Source organism: Burkholderia sp. A2, assembly GCF_001729305.1.
GTDB lineage: Bacteria > Pseudomonadota > Gammaproteobacteria > Burkholderiales > Burkholderiaceae > Burkholderia > Burkholderia sola.
Genome location: NZ_LZXX01000119.1, coordinates 1 through 16,403, shown reverse-complemented (window position 1 = coordinate 16,403; position 16,403 = coordinate 1). Strand labels below are relative to the sequence as shown.

Genomic DNA, 16,403 nt, shown 5'->3' with positions numbered 1-16,403 from the left:
CCCCGCCGCCGGCCGCCTCGTCGTTCCACGTGACCTCGGTGCGGATGCCCTGCCCGGGCAGCGCGTCGAGTTGCGTGCCGCCGCAGCCGAGCACGTACGGGCTCGACGCGGGGAAATCGACGTGATCGGCGCCATCCTGCAGCCCGTCGCCCGAGCCGCTGTCGCCCGACGCCGCGCAGACGGTGATGCCCTGCGCGGCAGCCGCCTGCAGCACGCGGTTGAACGCGTGCGCCGACTGCGCCTGCCAGATCGCTTCCGGGCCGCCCCAGCTGATCGAGATCACGGAAGGCCGGTTGGTCTTGTCGGTGACGGCCGCGTTGACGGCCTGGATGAAGCCCGCGTCGCTGTTCGGTGCGAAGTAGATCGCGATCTTCGCGGCCGGTGCGATCGCGCCGGCGATCTCGATGTCGAGCGCGACTTCGCCGTCCGGGCCGTTCGGCTCGCCGGTCGGCGCATTGCGGCCGGTGCCGACGTTCACGTCGACGAGCGTCGGCGGCGTCGTGATCCCGAGCCCGCGGAAATACTGCTGGATGTCGGCCGCGCGATAGCCGCCGCCGAGTTCGACGATCGCGATGCATTGCCCTGCGCCGTCGCCGGGCGGAAAGTCGTACAACGACGCCAGCTGGATCGGCGTGAACGTGACGGCCGCCGCGCCGCGCGCCGGCTTGAACGGCGGACGGAAGCGGAAGTGCGGCCGCGCCTGCGGCCGGCTGTCGAGACCGAGCACGGCCGTCACCGCATCGCCGAGCTCGTCGGGCAGCGCGATCGGGCCCGAACGGCCGCGATACTGGCCGATCGACCGATGCTCGAAACGCTCGAGCTTCACGCTGAACGCGGCTTCGAACTGCGCGATCGTGCCGGACAGCACGACGACGCTTTCGACCGGGTCGACGCGATCGACCGTCAGTTGATGACGGTGTGCGAAGTCCTCGGTCTTGCGGATGTCGTCGGGATTGGCGGAGAAACGCTGCGCGAACGTGTCGCGCGACAGCGGTTTCGCGCCGGCGTCGCCGGTGGCGAGCTGGTGGACCAATGCATCGAGTTGCCCTTCTTCCTGCCGCCGCAACATGATCGTGACGTGGATGCGTTCTGCCGGATCGCACCGGCCGAGACACTTGGACTCGGCGACGATACGGGGTTCACGGTCGGCTTGAAGATGCCTTGCCATGTTCAGACCCTCCTTGGTACCGCGTTGCACGGAACAGCCAGGAAATCGGACATAGCCCGCGGAAGACGGTTCCGTTCGGTCAGTCGACTCGCGACGGCGCGTTTTGCGACGGCGCGTTTGCGACGGCGCGTTTGCGACGGCGCGTTTGCGACGGCGCGTTTGCGACGGCGCGTTTGCGATCGCGAAGCTAGAGGAAGTTTAGAACAGTCAGACGATTTGCGCGCACGCCCTTCTGCGGCAACGCGCACGCGCGAAGGCCGGCATCGCGCGCGGCCTGTGTCGATTCACGCATGGCGTGCCCGCGCGGCCTACCTACCCGCGCGGCGGCCATGCAGCGGCGCTCAATCAGTCCATCGACAACCGCAGTGCGAAACCGATCAACGCAGCGGAAAAGGTCCAGCGTTGCACCGTCTGCGCGAGCGGATGCGCGCGCATCCACGCCGCGATGCGCGACGCGCCGAACACGCACGCGAGGTCGAAGCACACGCCGGTCGCCACCAGCAGCGCGCCGAGCTCGAACATCTGCCAGACGACCGGCCCGGCCTCGGGCCGCACGAACTGCGGCAGCAGCACCGAGCAGAACAGCAGCGCCTTCGGGTTCAGCAGGTTGGTCAGCAGCCCCTTCACGAACGATTGCCGCAACGCTCCCGCCGCCGCGTCGCCGTCGCCGAGCGCGAACACCGGCGAGCGGAACACCTGGATCGCGACATACGCGAGATAGACCGCGCCGCCGTAGCGGATCACCTCGTACAGCCACGGCGCGCTGCGGATCAGTGCCGCGACGCCGCACGCCGACAGCGTCACGTGCGCGGTGCGCGCGAGCGACAGGCCGGCCGCCGCCGCCATTCCCGGGCGCACGCCGCGGCCGATGCTGGTCTGCAGCACGAGCGCCATGTCGGGCCCGGGCACCGCGTAAATGGCCGCGAGCGCGGCGAGATAAATCAACACCAAATGCGTGGAAATCATGGTCTGCCCCGTCCTTCAATGACGATATGTTGCCGCTGAAGGCAGAGGGATTATTGGCCAACTTTGGCTCAGGAATGGCGATTCTTAGGGGAATCCGCCACAATCACGGAATCACGACAAGGATTCCGCCAATATGACCGACCTCGATAAAACCGACCGCGCGATCCTCGCCGCGGTGCAACGCGACGGCCGCCTGCCGATCGCGCGGCTCGCCGAATCCGTCGGCCTGTCCGAGACGCCTTGCGCGCGGCGCCTGAAACGTCTCGAAAACGACGGCTACATCGCGCGCTATCGCGCGCAGCTGTCGCGCCAGGCGCTCGGCTTCGGCGTGGTCGCGTTCGTGCTCGTGCGGTTCGCGACGCACGACCGCAAGGTCGCCGACAGGTTCGAACGGGAAGTGCTCGGCATCGAGCGAATCCTTGCGTGCCACAACGTCGCGGGCACGGCCGACTACTTGCTGCAGGTGGTCGCGCGCGATCTCGACGACTACGGCACGTTCCTGCGGGATTCGCTGCGGATGCTGCCGGGCGTCACGTCGATCGAATCGGCGCTGTCGCTGCGCGAGGTGAAGCACGACGCCGGGTTGCCGGTGCCCTGATGCACGCCGGGCCGGCAAGCCGCCCGCGCGCAACGCTCGTTCACGGTTTCGGCCGCGCAGGCGTCACACCACGTCGGGCGCCTGATGCGCGCGTTCGAGATCCTCGAGAAATGCTTCGACGACCGGATCGCCACGCCCGTCTCGCGCCACGACCATGTGGAACGTGACCTCGTAGCGCAGTCGATCGGGATTGAGCGGCGCGAGCAGCCCCTGCGCGACATACGGCGCCGCGAAGTGCTGCGGCAGGTAGCCGAGGTGATGGCCGGACAGGATCAGCAGCGCGACGGCCTCCATGTTGTCCGCGGTCGCGGTCACGCGATCGGGCGTCGTCGACATCTGCGCCTCCGGCAACGGATACGAGCGCCAGGCCCACTCGAAGCCGGCGACGTCGGCCGGCGTCAGCGTGCCGGCGCGATCGAACAGCGGATGGCCGCGGCCGCAGTACGCGACCTGCCGCTCGATGAACAGCGGCGTGTAGTGCAGCGTCGGCACGCGATGCCAGAAATAGCCGACCGCGATCTGGATCTCGTTGCTCAGCAGCTTTTCCTCGAGATCGCCGGGCGCGCGCACCGAGATCGAGAAGCGCACGGCCTCGTCGCGCGTGCGGAACGCGGCGATCGCCTCGGCGATCCGCGCGTTCTGGCTGACCGGCGTATGACCGATCAGGCCGATGTTCAACGTGCCGACCAGTTGGCGATCCATGTGCCGCGCGGCCATCCCGAATTCGTCGAGCGCCGCGAGCAGCTTGCGGCTCATCGCATGGAACCGCTCGCCCTTCGGCGTGAGCCGGAAGCCGCTGCGGCCGCGCTCGCAGAGCCGGTAGCCGAGCCGCGTCTCGAGCGACGACAGCTGCGCGCTGATCGTCGACTGGCCGACGTTCAGCATCGCCTGCGCGGCCGACACGCCGCCCGCGTCCGTGACCGCGAGAAACACGCGGATCAACCGCAGATCGAGGGTCGACAGGTTCCCCAGCACGTTCATCCCCTTCCATACATCGATGAAGATCGATGTTTACGTCGATATCTTCGCATTCTTCTTTCCCGGCGGAGCGCGTAAAACTGTGCGCCAGGCCGCGTCGCATGATACGGCAACCCCACACCGGAAGAGACGACCCCATGAACGACCCCATCCATTTCCAGCCGCTCGGCGGCAATGAAATGCCGCGCTCCGGCGGCATCGCGACGATGATGCGCCTGCCGCACGTGTCGAGCGCCGAAGGCCTCGACGCGTGTTTCGTCGGCGTGCCGTTCGATCTCGGCACGTCCAACCGCACCGGCGCGCGCTTCGGCCCGCGCCAGATCCGCACCGAATCCGTGCTGCTGCGCCCGTACAACATGGCCACGCGCGCGGCTCCCTTCGATTCGCTGCAGATCGCCGACATCGGCGACGTCGCGATCAACCCGTACAACCTGCACGATTCGATCGCCCGCATCGAGGCCGCGTACGACGCGATTCTCGAGCACGACTGCAAGCCGATCACGCTCGGCGGCGACCATACGATCGCGCTGCCGATCCTGCGCGCGATCCACCGCAAGCACGGCAAGGTTGCATTGATCCACGTCGATGCACACGCCGACGTGAACGACACGATGATGGGCGAAAAGATCGCGCACGGCACGCCGTTCCGCCGCGCGGTCGAGGAAGGGCTGCTGCACGGCGACAAGGTCACGCAGATCGGCCTGCGCGGCACCGGCTACGCGGCCGAGGATTTCGACTGGTGCCGCGAGCAGGGCTTCCGCGTGGTCCAGGCCGAGGAATGCTGGAACAAGTCGCTCGCGCCGCTGATGGAAGAAGTGCGCGCACGCATCGGCGACACGCCCGTCTACATCACATTCGACATCGACGGCATCGACCCGGCCTACGCACCGGGCACCGGCACGCCGGAAATCGCGGGCCTCACGGTGCCGCAGGCGCTCGAGATCATCCGCGGCGCGAAGGGGCTGAACATCGTCGGCTGCGATCTCGTCGAAGTCGCGCCGCCGTACGACCCGTTCGGCACCACGGCGCTGCTCGGCGCGAACCTCGCGTACGAGCTGCTGTGCGTGCTGCCGGGCGTCGCTTATCGCGACTGACGACCGATCCCGCTACACGACCCATTCCAAATCAGAGGATTCCAGAGGAGCACATAACAGATGGGGACTTCCGTCAAGCAACCGAAGCGGGCGGCGCTCGCTTCGTTCGTCGGCACGACGATCGAGTGGTACGACTTCTATAGTTATGCGACCGCCGCCGCCATCGTGTTCGGGCCGCTGTTCTTTCCCGGCGAAAACCGCTTCATCAGCCTGCTCGCGTCGTTCGGCTCGTTCGCGGTGGGCTTCTTCGCGCGGCCGCTCGGCGGCGTGATGTTCGGCTATCTCGGCGACCGCTTCGGCCGCAAGCGGTCGCTGCTCGCGACGCTGATGCTGATGGCCGTGTCGACGGTCGCGATCGGTCTGCTGCCCACGCATGCGCAAGCCGGCGTGATCGCACCGATCCTGCTCGTGCTGATGCGCGTGCTGCAAGGCATCGCGGTCGGCGGCGAATGGGGCGGCGCGGTGCTGCTGGCCGGCGAGCATGCGCCCGAAGGCAAGCGCACGTTCTTCGCGTCGTTCGCGCAGCTGGGCAGCGCGAGCGGCCTGATCCTGTCGATGCTCGCGTTCGGCGCGATCAGCACGCTGTCGAAGGACGACATGATGAGCTGGGGCTGGCGCGTGCCGTTCCTCGCGAGCTCGGTGCTGCTGATCGTCGGCTTCGTGATCCGCGCCAGCGTGTCGGAATCGCCCGAGTTCGAGGAAGTCAGGAAGAGCGGCAACATCGCGCAAAAGCCGCTGCGCGAAGCGCTCAAGGTCTGGCCGCTGCTGCTGCTCGCGATCGGCGCGAACGTGTACGGGATCGCCGGCGTGTATTTCAGCAACATCTTCATGATCAGCTACGCGACCCAGTTCCTGTCGCTCGACCGGTCGATGGTGCTGCATTGCATGACCATCGTCGCGGTGCTGCAGTTCGTCGTGCAGCTCGCGGCCGCGTTCCTCGCGCAGCGCTTCGGCACCACGCGCGTGCTGCTGATCACCGGCGCGTGGGCGATGATCGTCCCGTTCGTGATGTTGCCGCTCGTGCACCTGGGCACGCCGGTGTCGATCACGGTCGGCGTCGGCCTCGCGACGCTCGCTGAATCGGGCTACTACTCGGTCGTCGCGGGCTTCGTCAGCGGCATCTTCGTCGCACGGATCCGCTATACGGCGATCTCGATCGCGTACCAGGTGTGCGGCGCGCTCGCCGGTGGTCTCACGCCGCTCGTCGCGACCATCATCGCGCAGAACACCGCGCCGCAATGGTGGCCGCTCGCGCTCCAGTACACGAGCGCCGCCATGCTGTCGTCGCTGTGCGTGTGGCTGATCTCGCGCCGCGTCGGCATCGACGATGCGGGCGCGCCCGGCAAGGCGGACGACGCGCTGCCGCGCGGCACGCGCACCGCGTAGCGCCTGTCGCAAAGGCATGCATGACGCAAAACGACCCGCTTCCGCGGGTCGTTTTTTTTCATCCGATCGACGATCGTCGATCGCGACGGCACCGCACGGCGTTCGCTGCGTGGTTACCGCACCTGGCTGCGCAGCGTCTTAGCGGCGGCGACCATGTTCGTCAGTGCCGGAATCACTTCCGCCCACTGACGCGTCTTCAGCCCACAGTCCGGGTTCACCCACAGACGTTCCGCCGGAATCCGCTCGGCCGCCTTCTTCATCAGCCCGACGATATGATCCTGCGTCGGGATGTTCGGCGAGTGGATGTCGTACACGCCCGGGCCGATTTCGTTCGGATACTTGAAGGTGTCGAACGCATCGAGCAGCTCCATGTCGGAGCGCGACGTCTCGATCGTGATCACGTCCGCGTCCATGTCGGCGATCGACGCGATGATGTCGTTGAACTCCGAATAGCACATGTGCGTGTGGATCTGCGTATCGTCCTGCACGCCGTTCGCGGTGATGCGGAACGACTCGACCGCCCACTTCAGGTAGTCGCTCCATTGCGCGCGGCGCAGCGGCAGCCCTTCGCGCAGCGCCGCTTCGTCGATCTGGATCACGCGCACGCCGGCCTTCTCGAGATCGAGCACTTCGTCGCGGATCGCCAGCGCAAGCTGGTAGCACGATACCGAGCGCGGCTGGTCGTCGCGCACGAACGACCAGTTCAGGATCGTCACGGGGCCGGTCAGCATGCCCTTCATCGGCTTGTCCGTCAGCGACTGCGCATAGGCGATCCATTCGACCGTCATCGCCTTCGGGCGGCTGATGTCGCCGAACAGGATCGGCGGCTTCACGCAGCGCGAACCGTACGACTGCACCCAGCCGAACTGGCTGAATGCATAGCCGTCGAGCTGCTCGCCGAAGTATTCGACCATGTCGTTGCGCTCGGCTTCGCCGTGCACGAGCACGTCGAGTTCGAGCGATTCCTGTTCGCGCACGCTGCGTTCGATCTCGGCCTGCATCGCCGCGCGATAGCCGGCTTCGTCCAGCGCGCCGGCCTTGAACCGGCTGCGCGCCTGGCGGATTTCGGCGGTTTGCGGGAACGAGCCGATCGTCGTCGTCGGGAACGCCGGCAGGTTCAGGCGCGCCGACTGCTTCGATGCACGCTGCGTATACGGGCTCGCGCGGTTGCCGAGCTGCGCGTCGATGCGCGCGAGCGCGGCCTTCACCGCCGGGTTGTTCACGCGCGGCGAGCGGCGGCGCGAATCGATCGCGGCGGCATTCGCGGCGAGCACATCGGCCACCTTGTCCCGGCCTTCGTTCAGCGCGGTCGCGAGCACCTTCAGCTCGTCGAGCTTCTGCAGCGCGAACGCGAGCCACGAGCGGATTTCCGCGTCGAGCGTCTCCTCGCTCGCGAGATCGACCGGCACGTGCAGCAGCGAGCATGACGGCGCGAGCCACAGCCGGTCGCCCAGTTGCTCCGCAAGCGGCTCGAGCCAGTCGAGCGCGGCGTTCAGGTCGGTCTTCCAGACGTTGCGGCCGTTGATCGCGCCGACCGACAGCACGCGCTCCGGCGGCAGCTCGCGCACCAGCGCGTCGATTTCGTCGCGTGCGTTGATCGCGTCGATATGCAGGCCGTCGACCGGCAGCGACGCCGCGAGCGCCAGGTTGTCCTGAAGCTGGCCGAAGTACGTGGCGAGCAGCAGCTTGATGCGGCGCGTTTCCAGCGCCTCATACGCGGTGCGGAACGCATCGCGCCATTCGGCGTCGAGCTCGGTCACGAGGATCGGCTCGTCGATCTGTACCCATTCGACGCCCTGCGCGGTCAGCGTGTCGAGCAGCGCGCCGTACACCGGCAGCAGCTTCGGCAGCAGCGCGAGGCGATCGAAATCGTCCTTCGCCTTGCCGAGCCACAGGTACGTGACGGGGCCGAGCATCACCGGCTTTGCGCGCACGCCCTGTGCGTTCGCTTCGGCGAGCTGCTGGAGCAGACGCGACGGATCGAGCGAGAAGTTCGTGTCCACATGGAACTCCGGCACGATGTAGTGGTAGTTCGTGTCGAACCACTTCGTCATTTCACCGGCCGCCACCCCGCCGCAGCATGCCGCATGCTCTTCCGTCGACTGCGCCGAACGGCCGCGCGCGACGCGGAAAGCGTTGTCGAGCGCATCGCCGTGGAAATCCTGCACGCGCTTCGGCAGGTTGCCAAGCGTGAAGCTCATGTCGAGCACCTGGTCGTAGAACGCGAAGTCGCCGATCGGCGCGAGATCGAGATCGCGCTGGTCGTGCCAATGACGCCGGCGCAACTCGGCGCCAAGCGCCTTCAGTTCGTCGCGCGACGATTCGCCCTTCCAGTAGCGTTCGAGACCGAACTTGAGTTCGCGCTTCGCGCCGATGCGCGGAAAACCGAGGTTGTGTGTCGTGACCATGAAGCTGCCGTCCAGAGAAAAAATGAAGATCCGGCAGCCATCATAGGGATTTCAAACCATGAAATAAAATGGCATTATTTCATTCATCCATTAACATTTTTCATGCATCGATGGGATGCACGCGATCCATGCTCGAACGATTCCATCTCGTCGTCATTCGTGAAGTCGAGCGCCAGGGCTCGCTGACCGCGGCGGCCAACGCGCTGCACCTCACGCAATCGGCACTCAGCCATACCGTCAGGAAAATCGAACAGCAGCTCGGCACACCGATCTGGGACCGGGAAGGCCGCGGCCTGCGGCTCACGCAGGGCGGCCAGTATCTGCTGAAGCTGGCGAACCGCCTGCTGCCGCAGTTCGAGCTCGCCGAGGAACGGATGAAGCAGTACGCGAAGGGCGAGCGCGGCACGCTGCGCATCGGGATGGAGTGCCACCCGTGCTACCAGTGGCTGCTGAAGGTCGTGTCGCCGTACCTGTCGCGCTGGCCCGACGTCGACGTGGACGTGAAGCAGCGCTTCCAGTTCGGCGGCATCGGCGCGCTGTTCGGTTACGACATCGACGTGCTCGTGACGCCCGATCCGCTGAACAAGCCGGGGCTGCGCTTCGATCCGGTGTTCGACTACGAACAGGTGCTGGTGGTCGCGGATTCGCACCGGTTCGCGAACGTCGACTACGTGACGCCCGAGCAACTGACCGACGAGATCCTGATCACGTACCCGGTCGAAACCGACCGGCTGGACATCTACAACCAGTTCCTGACGCCGGCCGGCATCGTGCCGCGGCGGCACAAGTCGATCGAGACGACCGACATCATGTTGCAGATGGTCGCGAGCGGGCGCGGCGTAGCCGCGCTGCCGCGGTGGCTTGCCGACGAGTATGCGGACCGGATGCCCGTCGTGCCGGTCAAGCTCGGCAAGAACGGCATCGCGAAGCAGATCTTCCTCGGCATCCGCGAGGCGGACGCAGCAATCGACTATCTGGCCGCGTTCGTCGCGCTGGCGCGCGAGTCGACCTGGAGCGCGCCGCGCATGCTGCGCTAGGCGCGCCCGGTTGCCTGCGCGTCAGGCGGCGCGCATGCCGGCGCGTTCGCCGCGCTCGACCCACGCGCCGAACAGCAGGCCGATCGTCGTCCACATGATCACCTGCATGCCGATGGCCGCCACGCGGAACTTCCACAGCAAGGCCGCCGGGAAATCGGTGGGCAGCTCGCTGACCGACGGCAGCCCGATCTGCACGGCCGCGATGATCGCAACGAACACGAGCCCGGCGACGATCGATGCGTTCCACTGGCCGAGCTTCGCCAGCAGATGGCGGCGCACGCTGACCGAGAACACCATCGTCGCGACCGAGATCGCGATCATCAGGAAGAACAGCCCCGTGCGATAGCCAATCGTGTCGGGGTCGCCGACCGACGGCGGATTGGCCGGGTACTTGAGGTTCGGCACGATCACGAGCGCGACGAACGCCGCCAGCGCGAGCCACGCGGCCAGCGGCCGTGCCGGCAGGCGGCTGCCGCGTCCGTACGCATACGCGAAGACCAGCGAGAACAGCCCGCCGAATGCCGCGCCGTAGGTCACGACGGCCGTCAGCAGCCCGAGGCCGGCCTGCGTGTGGCGGCTGACCAGCTCGGGTTCCGGCGCCTCGCCTTGAGCGGCGGCGGTTTTTTCTTCGAGGGAGATTGCCTGATCGACTTGCGGTTCGCCGACGATCCTGGCGAAACCGAACGTGAGGAGGCCCGCGGCGATGCCTGCGAGCATCCCGCGCATGAGCAGCTTTCCGACCATCGTAGGCTCCGCGTCAGTGGCAGGGAAAGCCGAGCAGATGGCGGCCGTCGTGGACGAATTCGTGGACGACCATGCCCGGCACGAGCGACGTCGCGCCCTGTTCCGCACCGACGAAATACAGGGCGAGCAGCAGGATCAGGCCGACGAACACGGCCCACGGCAACAGCTCACGGACGGGGATGGGTGCCGGCACGACCGCCGGCTTCAGCACTGCTTCGCTCATGGATGCACCTCAGGGGAATCGCGCCCCGACAAATGATGGATGGGTACGAAGGCAGGTCTGGCTTCCGGGATCGTCGATTCCCCGGTTACAGTGGCGCGACCGCGCCGGAATTGCACCGGCTTCCGCGCTTCGTATCGGGCGAATTGTACGCGCGAACGTTCGCGTATTGAAGCGATGACACACGAGTCGGCGCGGCCCGTTCCGGATCATCCGACAACCGACATGACCATGCCTGCCTCGCTCTGCCTGATCGCACACGCATCGACCCGCGCGATGCGCACCGGCACGTTTCCCGACGACGACCTGCTCGACGCGCACGGGCTCGCCGAAGCCGCTGCGCTGCGCGGTCGGTGGGCGGATGCTGCCGGCTCGCTCGTGCTGTGCAGCCCGGCACGCTGCGCAACGCAGACCGCCGATGCGCTCGGGCTGCACGCCGACATCGACGATGCGCTACGCGACATCGACTACGGCGACTGGCGCGGCAAACGGCTGCACGATCTCGCGCGCGACCTGCCCGACGAACTTGCTGCGTGGATCGGCACGCCGTCCGCGTCGCCGCATCGCGGAGAATCGTTCGACGCCGCCGCGCATCGGGTCGGCAGATGGTTGAGCACGCTGCCGACCGATCGCGATGTCGTCGCGATCACGCATGCGCCGATCGTCCGCGCGGCCATCGCGCACGTGCGGCGGACGAGCCTCGAGGCGGCCGCGCGTGTCGACGTCGCGCCGCTGTCGTGCACGACATTCGTCGCATCGTCGGCCGGCTGGACGTTGGCCGAGACGGGCAATAACCAGCGCGACACCAGCGCGTAGGCCACTGTGCTGTTCACTATGTGAGCGCACGATGCGCGCCGACGCGTCGCATGCCACCGCTCGCCTTACACCTCTGTAAGACACGCCGTTCGTCGTCCCGACTGTCATCAAACTGACTGCTAGCCGCAGCTAGGATCGGACGCGGTTCCCTCACGAGATGCCGTCATGAATCAACCTGCTTCATCCGCCCCGAACAATCCGGGTTCCGTCGCACGCACCCGGCAGATCGGCTATGCCGCGTTCCTGCTGGTGCTCGTGCTCGGCGCCGTCTATATCGCCACGCACCTGGTCGACGATCTGGCGCCGGTCCGCGAAGGGACGCTGTTCCCGTACCTGCTGCTCGGCGCCGCGCTGCTGATCGCGCTCGGCTTCGAATTCGTCAACGGCTTCCACGACACCGCGAATGCGGTCGCGACCGTGATCTATACGCACTCGCTGACGCCGAACGTCGCGGTGATCTGGTCGGGCATGTGGAACTTCCTCGGCGTGATGGTCTCGAGCGGCGCCGTCGCGTTCGGCATCCTGCAATTGCTGCCGGTCGAGCTGATCCTGCAGGTCGGCAGCGGCTCGGGCTTCGCGATGGTGTTCGCGCTGCTGATCGCCGCGATCGTCTGGAACCTCGCGACCTGGTATTTCGGGTTGCCGTCGTCGAGCTCGCATACGCTGATCGGGTCGATCATCGGCGTCGGGCTGATGAACCAGCTGCTGCACGGGCCGTCCGGCACGAGCGGCGTCGACTGGGGCCAGGCGCTCGGCGTCGGCAAGTCGCTGCTGTTCTCGCCGATCGTCGGCTTCCTGTGTGCGTCGCTGCTGCTGCTCGTGCTGAAGGCCGCCGTGCGGATTCCTGAGCTGTACAAGGAGCCGCCGAAGGATCAGCCGCCGCCGTTCTGGATTCGCTGCCTGCTGATCCTCACCTGCACCGGCGTGTCGTTCGCACACGGGTCGAACGACGGGCAGAAAGGGATGGGCCTCATCATGCTGATCCTGATCGGCACGGTGCCCACCGCGTATGCGCTGAACAAGGCCGTCACGCCCGCCGAATCGCAGACCTTCGTGGCGGTCGCGAACCAGGCGGCTGCGACGTTCGGGAAGTATACGAACGGCGTCGCGCCGTCCGCGAACCCGCGCGCCGATGTCGAACACTACGTGCAGCATCGCGAACTGACGCCCGCCGTGCTGCCGGCCGTCGCGCAGTTGTCCACGTCGCTCGCAACCGCCGTCGGTGCGTCGGGCTCGATGGCGGCCGTGCCGCAGCGCGATGTCGACAACGTCCGCAACACGATGTATCTGGTGTCCGAAGCCATTCGTCTGATGGAGAAGTCGGGCCAGCCCGCGTTCGCCGCTGACGACAAGCTCGCGATCGACAACTATCGCAAGCAGCTCGACCACGCGACGAAGTTCATTCCGACATGGGTGAAGGTCGCCGTCGCGATCGCGCTGGGCCTTGGCACGATGGTCGGCTGGAAGCGGATCGTCGTGACCGTCGGCGAAAAAATCGGCAAGCAGCATCTGACGTACGGACAGGGCGCATCGGCCGAACTGGTCGCGATGCTGACGATCGGCGCCGCCGACATGTACGGGCTGCCCGTGTCGACGACTCACGTACTGTCGTCGGGTGTCGCAGGCACGATGGCGGCGAACGGCTCCGGGCTGCAATGGAGCACCGTGCGCAGCCTCGTCCTCGCATGGGTGCTGACGCTGCCGGCGTCGATCGCGCTGGCGGCAGGGCTTTACTGGTTGTTCCGGTCGCTGGCCTGATCGTGTATGCGGCGGGTGGCGGGCGATAGCCGGCTACCCGCCGCGGCAGGTTGGATCTGGCGCTTCTCTGCTTCTCCGCCGCTCTGCCTCTCTGCTCCGGCCCGTCGCCACATTCAGTGTGTCGACGCCGCGCCTTCGACGTTTCCCCGTTTCCTGGCCGGAATTGAAGCGCAAGATCTGGAACGTACCGGCGCCCGGACGCCGCTAGACTGGGTTCATCAGCTTTCATCGTGGATTCGACCGTGCGCGACCGCACGGCGCCACACTGCCGATGCCCTGAGGTACGCCCGTGAACATTCTCGATCTGCAACCTGCCGTCGAACCGGTGAACATCGCGCAACGCGTCGACTCCCTCGACTGGCCGGGCGTCGCTGCCGAACTCGATCGCTACGGATGCGCGCGCGTGCCGGGCCTGATGTCGGCAAGCGAGTGCGATGCGCTCGCGTCGCTCTATCCGCGCGACGCGCTCTATCGTTCACGAGTCGTGATGGCGCGGCACGGCTTTGGTCGCGGCGAGTACAAGTATTTCGCGTATCCGCTGCCTGCGATCATCGCCGAGCTGCGCACGACGATCTACCCGCATCTCGCGCCGATCGCGAATCGCTGGAATCAGGCGCTCGGGATCGATGTCCGTTATCCAAAAGACCATGCGATGTTCCTCCGTCGCTGCCACGCGGCGGGACAGACGCGACCGACGCCGCTGATCCTGCAATACGGCGCCGACGACTACAACTGCCTCCACCAAGACCTGTATGGCGAGCACGTGTTTCCGCTGCAGGTCGCAATTCTGCTATCGGCGCCGGGCCGCGATTTCAGTGGCGGGGAGTTCGTGTTGACGGAGCAGCGACCCCGCATGCAGTCGCGTGCGGAAGTGGTGTCGCTGACGCAAGGCGACGCAGTGATCTTCGCGGTACACGGCCGGCCCGTGCAGGGAACGCGTGGCGTCTATCGCGTCAACCTGCGCCACGGCGTGAGCCGGATCCGAAGCGGCCATCGTCACACGGTCGGCATCATCTTCCATGACGCGCAGTAGCGGGAGCCGGGACAGCTGCGCTGCTGCCGCGCCGCTTATCGCGCCTCGCATTCAGCTCGTCCCGGGCATCGCAGGTCATCGTCAGGAAAGCGTTCCGGACGAGCATTGTGGGCCAGAACGCCGCTCCCCCGCGGCGATTGAGAACCGATCGCGCAGACCGTCAAGGGATCGCGGTCGCAATGAATCAGCGCTGCCGGTGAGCACGGCAAAACATGCGCACTCACCTGTCGCCCCACCAATATGATTTGCGGTCCGGCCTATCCTCGCGCCACGCTGGCCCGCAGTCGGTCGCCGGCATCGAGAGCCAGCCGCGCGTAGCCCGGCAACGTCAGCAGCGCCAGCACGCCGGCCGCGACGAACGCCCAGCGGAAATCGTCGAGCACGTAATGCATGCCGGCCGCATCGCCGCGCACCCATGCCGCAAGCCGCAGCGACAATGCACCGAACGCGATCCCCATCCCGATCGTCATCTGCTGCGCGGCGCTCCACAGCGTGCTGGCCGCGCTCGTCTGCCGAGCCGGGATATCCGCATAAGCCAGCGTCGCGAGCGTGGTGAACTGCATCGACCGCGTAAGCCCGTAGACGAATACGACGAACAACGTGATCGCCAGCGGCGTCGACGCGGTCAGCCAGCCGCATGCGATCGTGAAGACGCCGACGATCGTCACGTCAACGAGCGCAACGCGCCGAAAGCCGTAACGGTCGAGGATCCACGACGTGCCCGCCTTCATCCCGAGATTGCCGAGCGCGCTCGCGAGCAGCAGCAGCCCTGACTGGAACGGCGACAGCCCGAAACCGATCTGGAACAGCAGCGGCAGCAGATACGGGACGGCGTTGATCGCCATCCGCGTGATCGAGCCGGTGACTACCGTCACCGAAAACGTCGGCACGTTCAGCGTCGTGAAATCGAGCAACGGATGCGCGCAGCGTCGCGCATGCAACCATGCGGCGATGCCGAACAACACGCTTGCGCCCAACAGGACAGCCGCGCGCATGAAGTCGACATCCTGCTGGCCGGCCGCTTCGGTGCCGATCAGCAGGCAGGTCAAGGCGCCACCGGCCAGCACGAAGCCGACCCAGTCGAGCGGCCGTTGCTCGTCGGCCCGCGTATTCCGGACAATCAGCCAGGTACAAACCAGCGCGGCCACGCCGAACGGGACGTTCAACAGGAAGATCCATCGCCACGATGCATAGGTCGTGATGAAGCCGCCGATCGGCGGCCCAACGACGGGCGCGACGATGCCCGGCCACGTGATCGTCGCGATCGCACGCATCAGCTTCGCCTTCTCGGTACTGCGCACGACGATCATCCGCCCGACCGGCACCATCATCGCCCCGCCGACACCCTGCAGCAGCCGGGCAGCCGTGAACGAGATCACGCCTTCGGAGAGCCCGCACAGCACCGACGCGCCGGTAAAGACGACGATCGCACTCGCGAAGACGGTGCGCGAACCATAGCGATCCGCGATCCAGCCGCTGATAGGAATAAACACCGCCAGCGCCAGCATATAGGCCGTCATCCCGAGGCTCAGCGCATTCGGCCCGACGTCGAACGAGCGCGCCATTTGGGGCAGCGCGGTCGCGATCACTGTCGTGTCGAGATACTCCATGAAGAACGTCGCGGCGACGAGATACGGCAAGAAGTCGGTCGTCCGACCACCTTGGGCGGGGCTGTCAGTCATGAACGATGCGAGAGACGGAATGCAAAAAGCGCCGATCGCCGGTGGATGCGGGCAAGCACCCGGGAATCGGGACGAACGATGATATTACCCCGAAGGGCTTGCTCCACGCTCTGCCGTGCCTGTTGCGCGAATGAACTTTATGCGCATAGATTTTTGTGATGATTTCGCGCTGCATTCGCCGAGTGACGCATATGACACGGTGCTCGAGAACGCGCAGGTGCGGAGATTTCTCGCCAAAAAGCCGTATTTATCGATCATTGTCGATCAATATCGCTCATCACCGATCATCACAACATCGTCATGCGAAGTATGGCATTGGCCGGAATCGGTCTGAAGATGGACGGCTCTGGTTGGCGGGAGGAGCGAGAGATCCAGACGACACAATCGCGGAGGGGCTCAAGAACGGCAGAGCGCTGAATGAGGAGATCGGCGCTGCGATGGATTGCGTAAGCGGAAAGCGGAGTAGCCTCGGAACGCTTCGCCACATGCTTTTTTGGACGCCGAAATGCAAAAAC

General features: G+C 66.3%; 15 protein-coding genes and 1 riboswitch. Of the genes, 7 read left to right on the top strand and 8 right to left on the bottom strand.

Annotation, left to right across the window (positions count from 1 at the left end; all coding sequences use genetic code 11):
* Together A9Z05_RS27455 and A9Z05_RS27450 are read right to left on the bottom strand one after the other, a co-directional pair.
* On the bottom strand, positions 1–1,168 hold a 1,168-nt coding region (locus A9Z05_RS27455; protein ID WP_069620868.1), incomplete at its 3' end, for a protease pro-enzyme activation domain-containing protein.
* Between the two features lie 345 nt (positions 1,169–1,513).
* Positions 1,514–2,134, bottom strand: a complete 621-nt coding sequence (locus tag A9Z05_RS27450; protein ID WP_069620865.1) for a LysE family translocator — start codon at positions 2,132–2,134, stop codon at positions 1,514–1,516.
* 133 nt (positions 2,135–2,267) lie between these two features.
* Here A9Z05_RS27450 and A9Z05_RS27445 point away from each other — a divergent pair, with 133 nt between their 5' ends.
* Positions 2,268–2,732, top strand: coding sequence for an Lrp/AsnC family transcriptional regulator (locus tag A9Z05_RS27445; RefSeq protein ID WP_069620864.1), 465 nt, complete (start codon positions 2,268–2,270; stop codon positions 2,730–2,732).
* A 63-nt stretch (positions 2,733–2,795) separates the two neighbouring features.
* Here A9Z05_RS27445 and A9Z05_RS27440 read toward each other — a convergent pair whose 3' ends face one another.
* On the bottom strand, positions 2,796–3,713 hold the full coding sequence (locus tag A9Z05_RS27440) for a LysR family transcriptional regulator (RefSeq protein ID WP_176730255.1): 918 nt from the start codon (positions 3,711–3,713) through the stop codon (positions 2,796–2,798).
* A 134-nt stretch (positions 3,714–3,847) separates the two neighbouring features.
* On the opposite strand from A9Z05_RS27440, the gene speB reads away from it, so the two are divergent.
* Positions 3,848–4,804 carry an agmatinase gene (speB, locus tag A9Z05_RS27435; protein ID WP_050016317.1) on the top strand — a complete coding sequence of 319 codons (957 nt, stop codon included), beginning with the start codon at positions 3,848–3,850 and terminating at the stop codon, positions 4,802–4,804.
* 60 nt (positions 4,805–4,864) lie between these two features.
* Entirely contained in the window at positions 4,865–6,190 is a 1,326-nt protein-coding gene (locus A9Z05_RS27430) for an MFS transporter (protein WP_069620863.1), read from the top strand.
* 113 nt (positions 6,191–6,303) lie between these two features.
* Here A9Z05_RS27430 and metE read toward each other — a convergent pair whose 3' ends face one another.
* Entirely contained in the window at positions 6,304–8,598 is a 2,295-nt protein-coding gene (gene metE / locus A9Z05_RS27425) for a 5-methyltetrahydropteroyltriglutamate--homocysteine S-methyltransferase (protein WP_069620862.1), read from the bottom strand.
* A gap of 128 nt (positions 8,599–8,726) precedes the next feature.
* On the opposite strand from metE, the gene A9Z05_RS27420 reads away from it, so the two are divergent.
* Positions 8,727–9,635 carry a LysR family transcriptional regulator gene (locus A9Z05_RS27420; RefSeq protein WP_069620861.1) on the top strand — a complete coding sequence of 303 codons (909 nt, stop codon included), beginning with the start codon at positions 8,727–8,729 and terminating at the stop codon, positions 9,633–9,635.
* 21 nt (positions 9,636–9,656) lie between these two features.
* Here A9Z05_RS27420 and A9Z05_RS27415 read toward each other — a convergent pair whose 3' ends face one another.
* Both A9Z05_RS27415 and A9Z05_RS27410 read right to left on the bottom strand, forming a co-directional pair.
* Positions 9,657–10,379 (bottom strand): CbtA family protein, encoded by a 723-nt coding sequence (locus tag A9Z05_RS27415; RefSeq protein WP_069620860.1) that lies wholly within the window; start codon positions 10,377–10,379, stop codon positions 9,657–9,659.
* 13 nt (positions 10,380–10,392) lie between these two features.
* Positions 10,393–10,602 (bottom strand): CbtB-domain containing protein, encoded by a 210-nt coding sequence (locus tag A9Z05_RS27410; protein ID WP_034175140.1) that lies wholly within the window; start codon positions 10,600–10,602, stop codon positions 10,393–10,395.
* A gap of 32 nt (positions 10,603–10,634) precedes the next feature.
* A riboswitch (cobalamin riboswitch) is annotated at positions 10,635–10,778 on the bottom strand.
* Positions 10,779–10,824: 46 nt separating this feature from the next.
* Between A9Z05_RS27410 and A9Z05_RS27405 the strand changes: the two genes are divergently transcribed.
* The 3 genes from A9Z05_RS27405 (at position 10,825) to A9Z05_RS27395 (ending at position 14,206) form a co-directional block, all read left to right on the top strand.
* Positions 10,825–11,415 carry a histidine phosphatase family protein gene (locus A9Z05_RS27405; RefSeq protein WP_069620866.1) on the top strand — a complete coding sequence of 197 codons (591 nt, stop codon included), beginning with the start codon at positions 10,825–10,827 and terminating at the stop codon, positions 11,413–11,415.
* 165 nt (positions 11,416–11,580) lie between these two features.
* Positions 11,581–13,173: an inorganic phosphate transporter gene (locus A9Z05_RS27400; protein WP_069620859.1), complete on the top strand. Its 1,593-nt coding sequence runs from the start codon at positions 11,581–11,583 to the stop codon at positions 13,171–13,173.
* Positions 13,174–13,462: 289 nt separating this feature from the next.
* Positions 13,463–14,206 carry a 2OG-Fe(II) oxygenase gene (locus tag A9Z05_RS27395; protein WP_069620858.1) on the top strand — a complete coding sequence of 248 codons (744 nt, stop codon included), beginning with the start codon at positions 13,463–13,465 and terminating at the stop codon, positions 14,204–14,206.
* 257 nt (positions 14,207–14,463) lie between these two features.
* Here the strand turns inward: A9Z05_RS27395 and A9Z05_RS27390 are convergent, their stop codons facing one another.
* Both A9Z05_RS27390 and A9Z05_RS37295 read right to left on the bottom strand, forming a co-directional pair.
* Entirely contained in the window at positions 14,464–15,888 is a 1,425-nt protein-coding gene (locus tag A9Z05_RS27390; protein WP_069620857.1) for a DHA2 family efflux MFS transporter permease subunit, read from the bottom strand.
* Positions 15,889–16,175: 287 nt separating this feature from the next.
* Positions 16,176–16,403 (bottom strand): hypothetical protein (locus tag A9Z05_RS37295; protein ID WP_218077823.1); only part of this gene is annotated, 228 nt, incomplete at its 5' end.

Bases quoted from the DNA above. Each gene is read 5' to 3' on its own strand.
- A9Z05_RS27415 (WP_069620860.1), bottom strand. From the start codon at position 10,379: ATGGTCGGAAAGCTGCTCATGCGCGGGATGCTCGCAGGCATCGCCGCG.
- A9Z05_RS27390 (WP_069620857.1), bottom strand. From the start codon at position 15,888: ATGACTGACAGCCCCGCCCAAGGTGGTCGGACGACCGACTTCTTGCCG.
- A9Z05_RS27410 (WP_034175140.1), bottom strand. From the start codon at position 10,602: ATGAGCGAAGCAGTGCTGAAGCCGGCGGTCGTGCCGGCACCCATCCCC.
- A9Z05_RS27400 (WP_069620859.1), top strand. From the start codon at position 11,581: ATGAATCAACCTGCTTCATCCGCCCCGAACAATCCGGGTTCCGTCGCA.
- speB (WP_050016317.1), top strand. From the start codon at position 3,848: ATGAACGACCCCATCCATTTCCAGCCGCTCGGCGGCAATGAAATGCCG.
- A9Z05_RS27430 (WP_069620863.1), top strand. From the start codon at position 4,865: ATGGGGACTTCCGTCAAGCAACCGAAGCGGGCGGCGCTCGCTTCGTTC.
- A9Z05_RS27440 (WP_176730255.1), bottom strand. From the start codon at position 3,713: ATGAACGTGCTGGGGAACCTGTCGACCCTCGATCTGCGGTTGATCCGC.
- metE (WP_069620862.1), bottom strand. From the start codon at position 8,598: ATGGTCACGACACACAACCTCGGTTTTCCGCGCATCGGCGCGAAGCGC.
- A9Z05_RS27450 (WP_069620865.1), bottom strand. From the start codon at position 2,134: ATGATTTCCACGCATTTGGTGTTGATTTATCTCGCCGCGCTCGCGGCC.
- A9Z05_RS27405 (WP_069620866.1), top strand. From the start codon at position 10,825: ATGACCATGCCTGCCTCGCTCTGCCTGATCGCACACGCATCGACCCGC.
- A9Z05_RS27420 (WP_069620861.1), top strand. From the start codon at position 8,727: ATGCTCGAACGATTCCATCTCGTCGTCATTCGTGAAGTCGAGCGCCAG.
- A9Z05_RS27445 (WP_069620864.1), top strand. From the start codon at position 2,268: ATGACCGACCTCGATAAAACCGACCGCGCGATCCTCGCCGCGGTGCAA.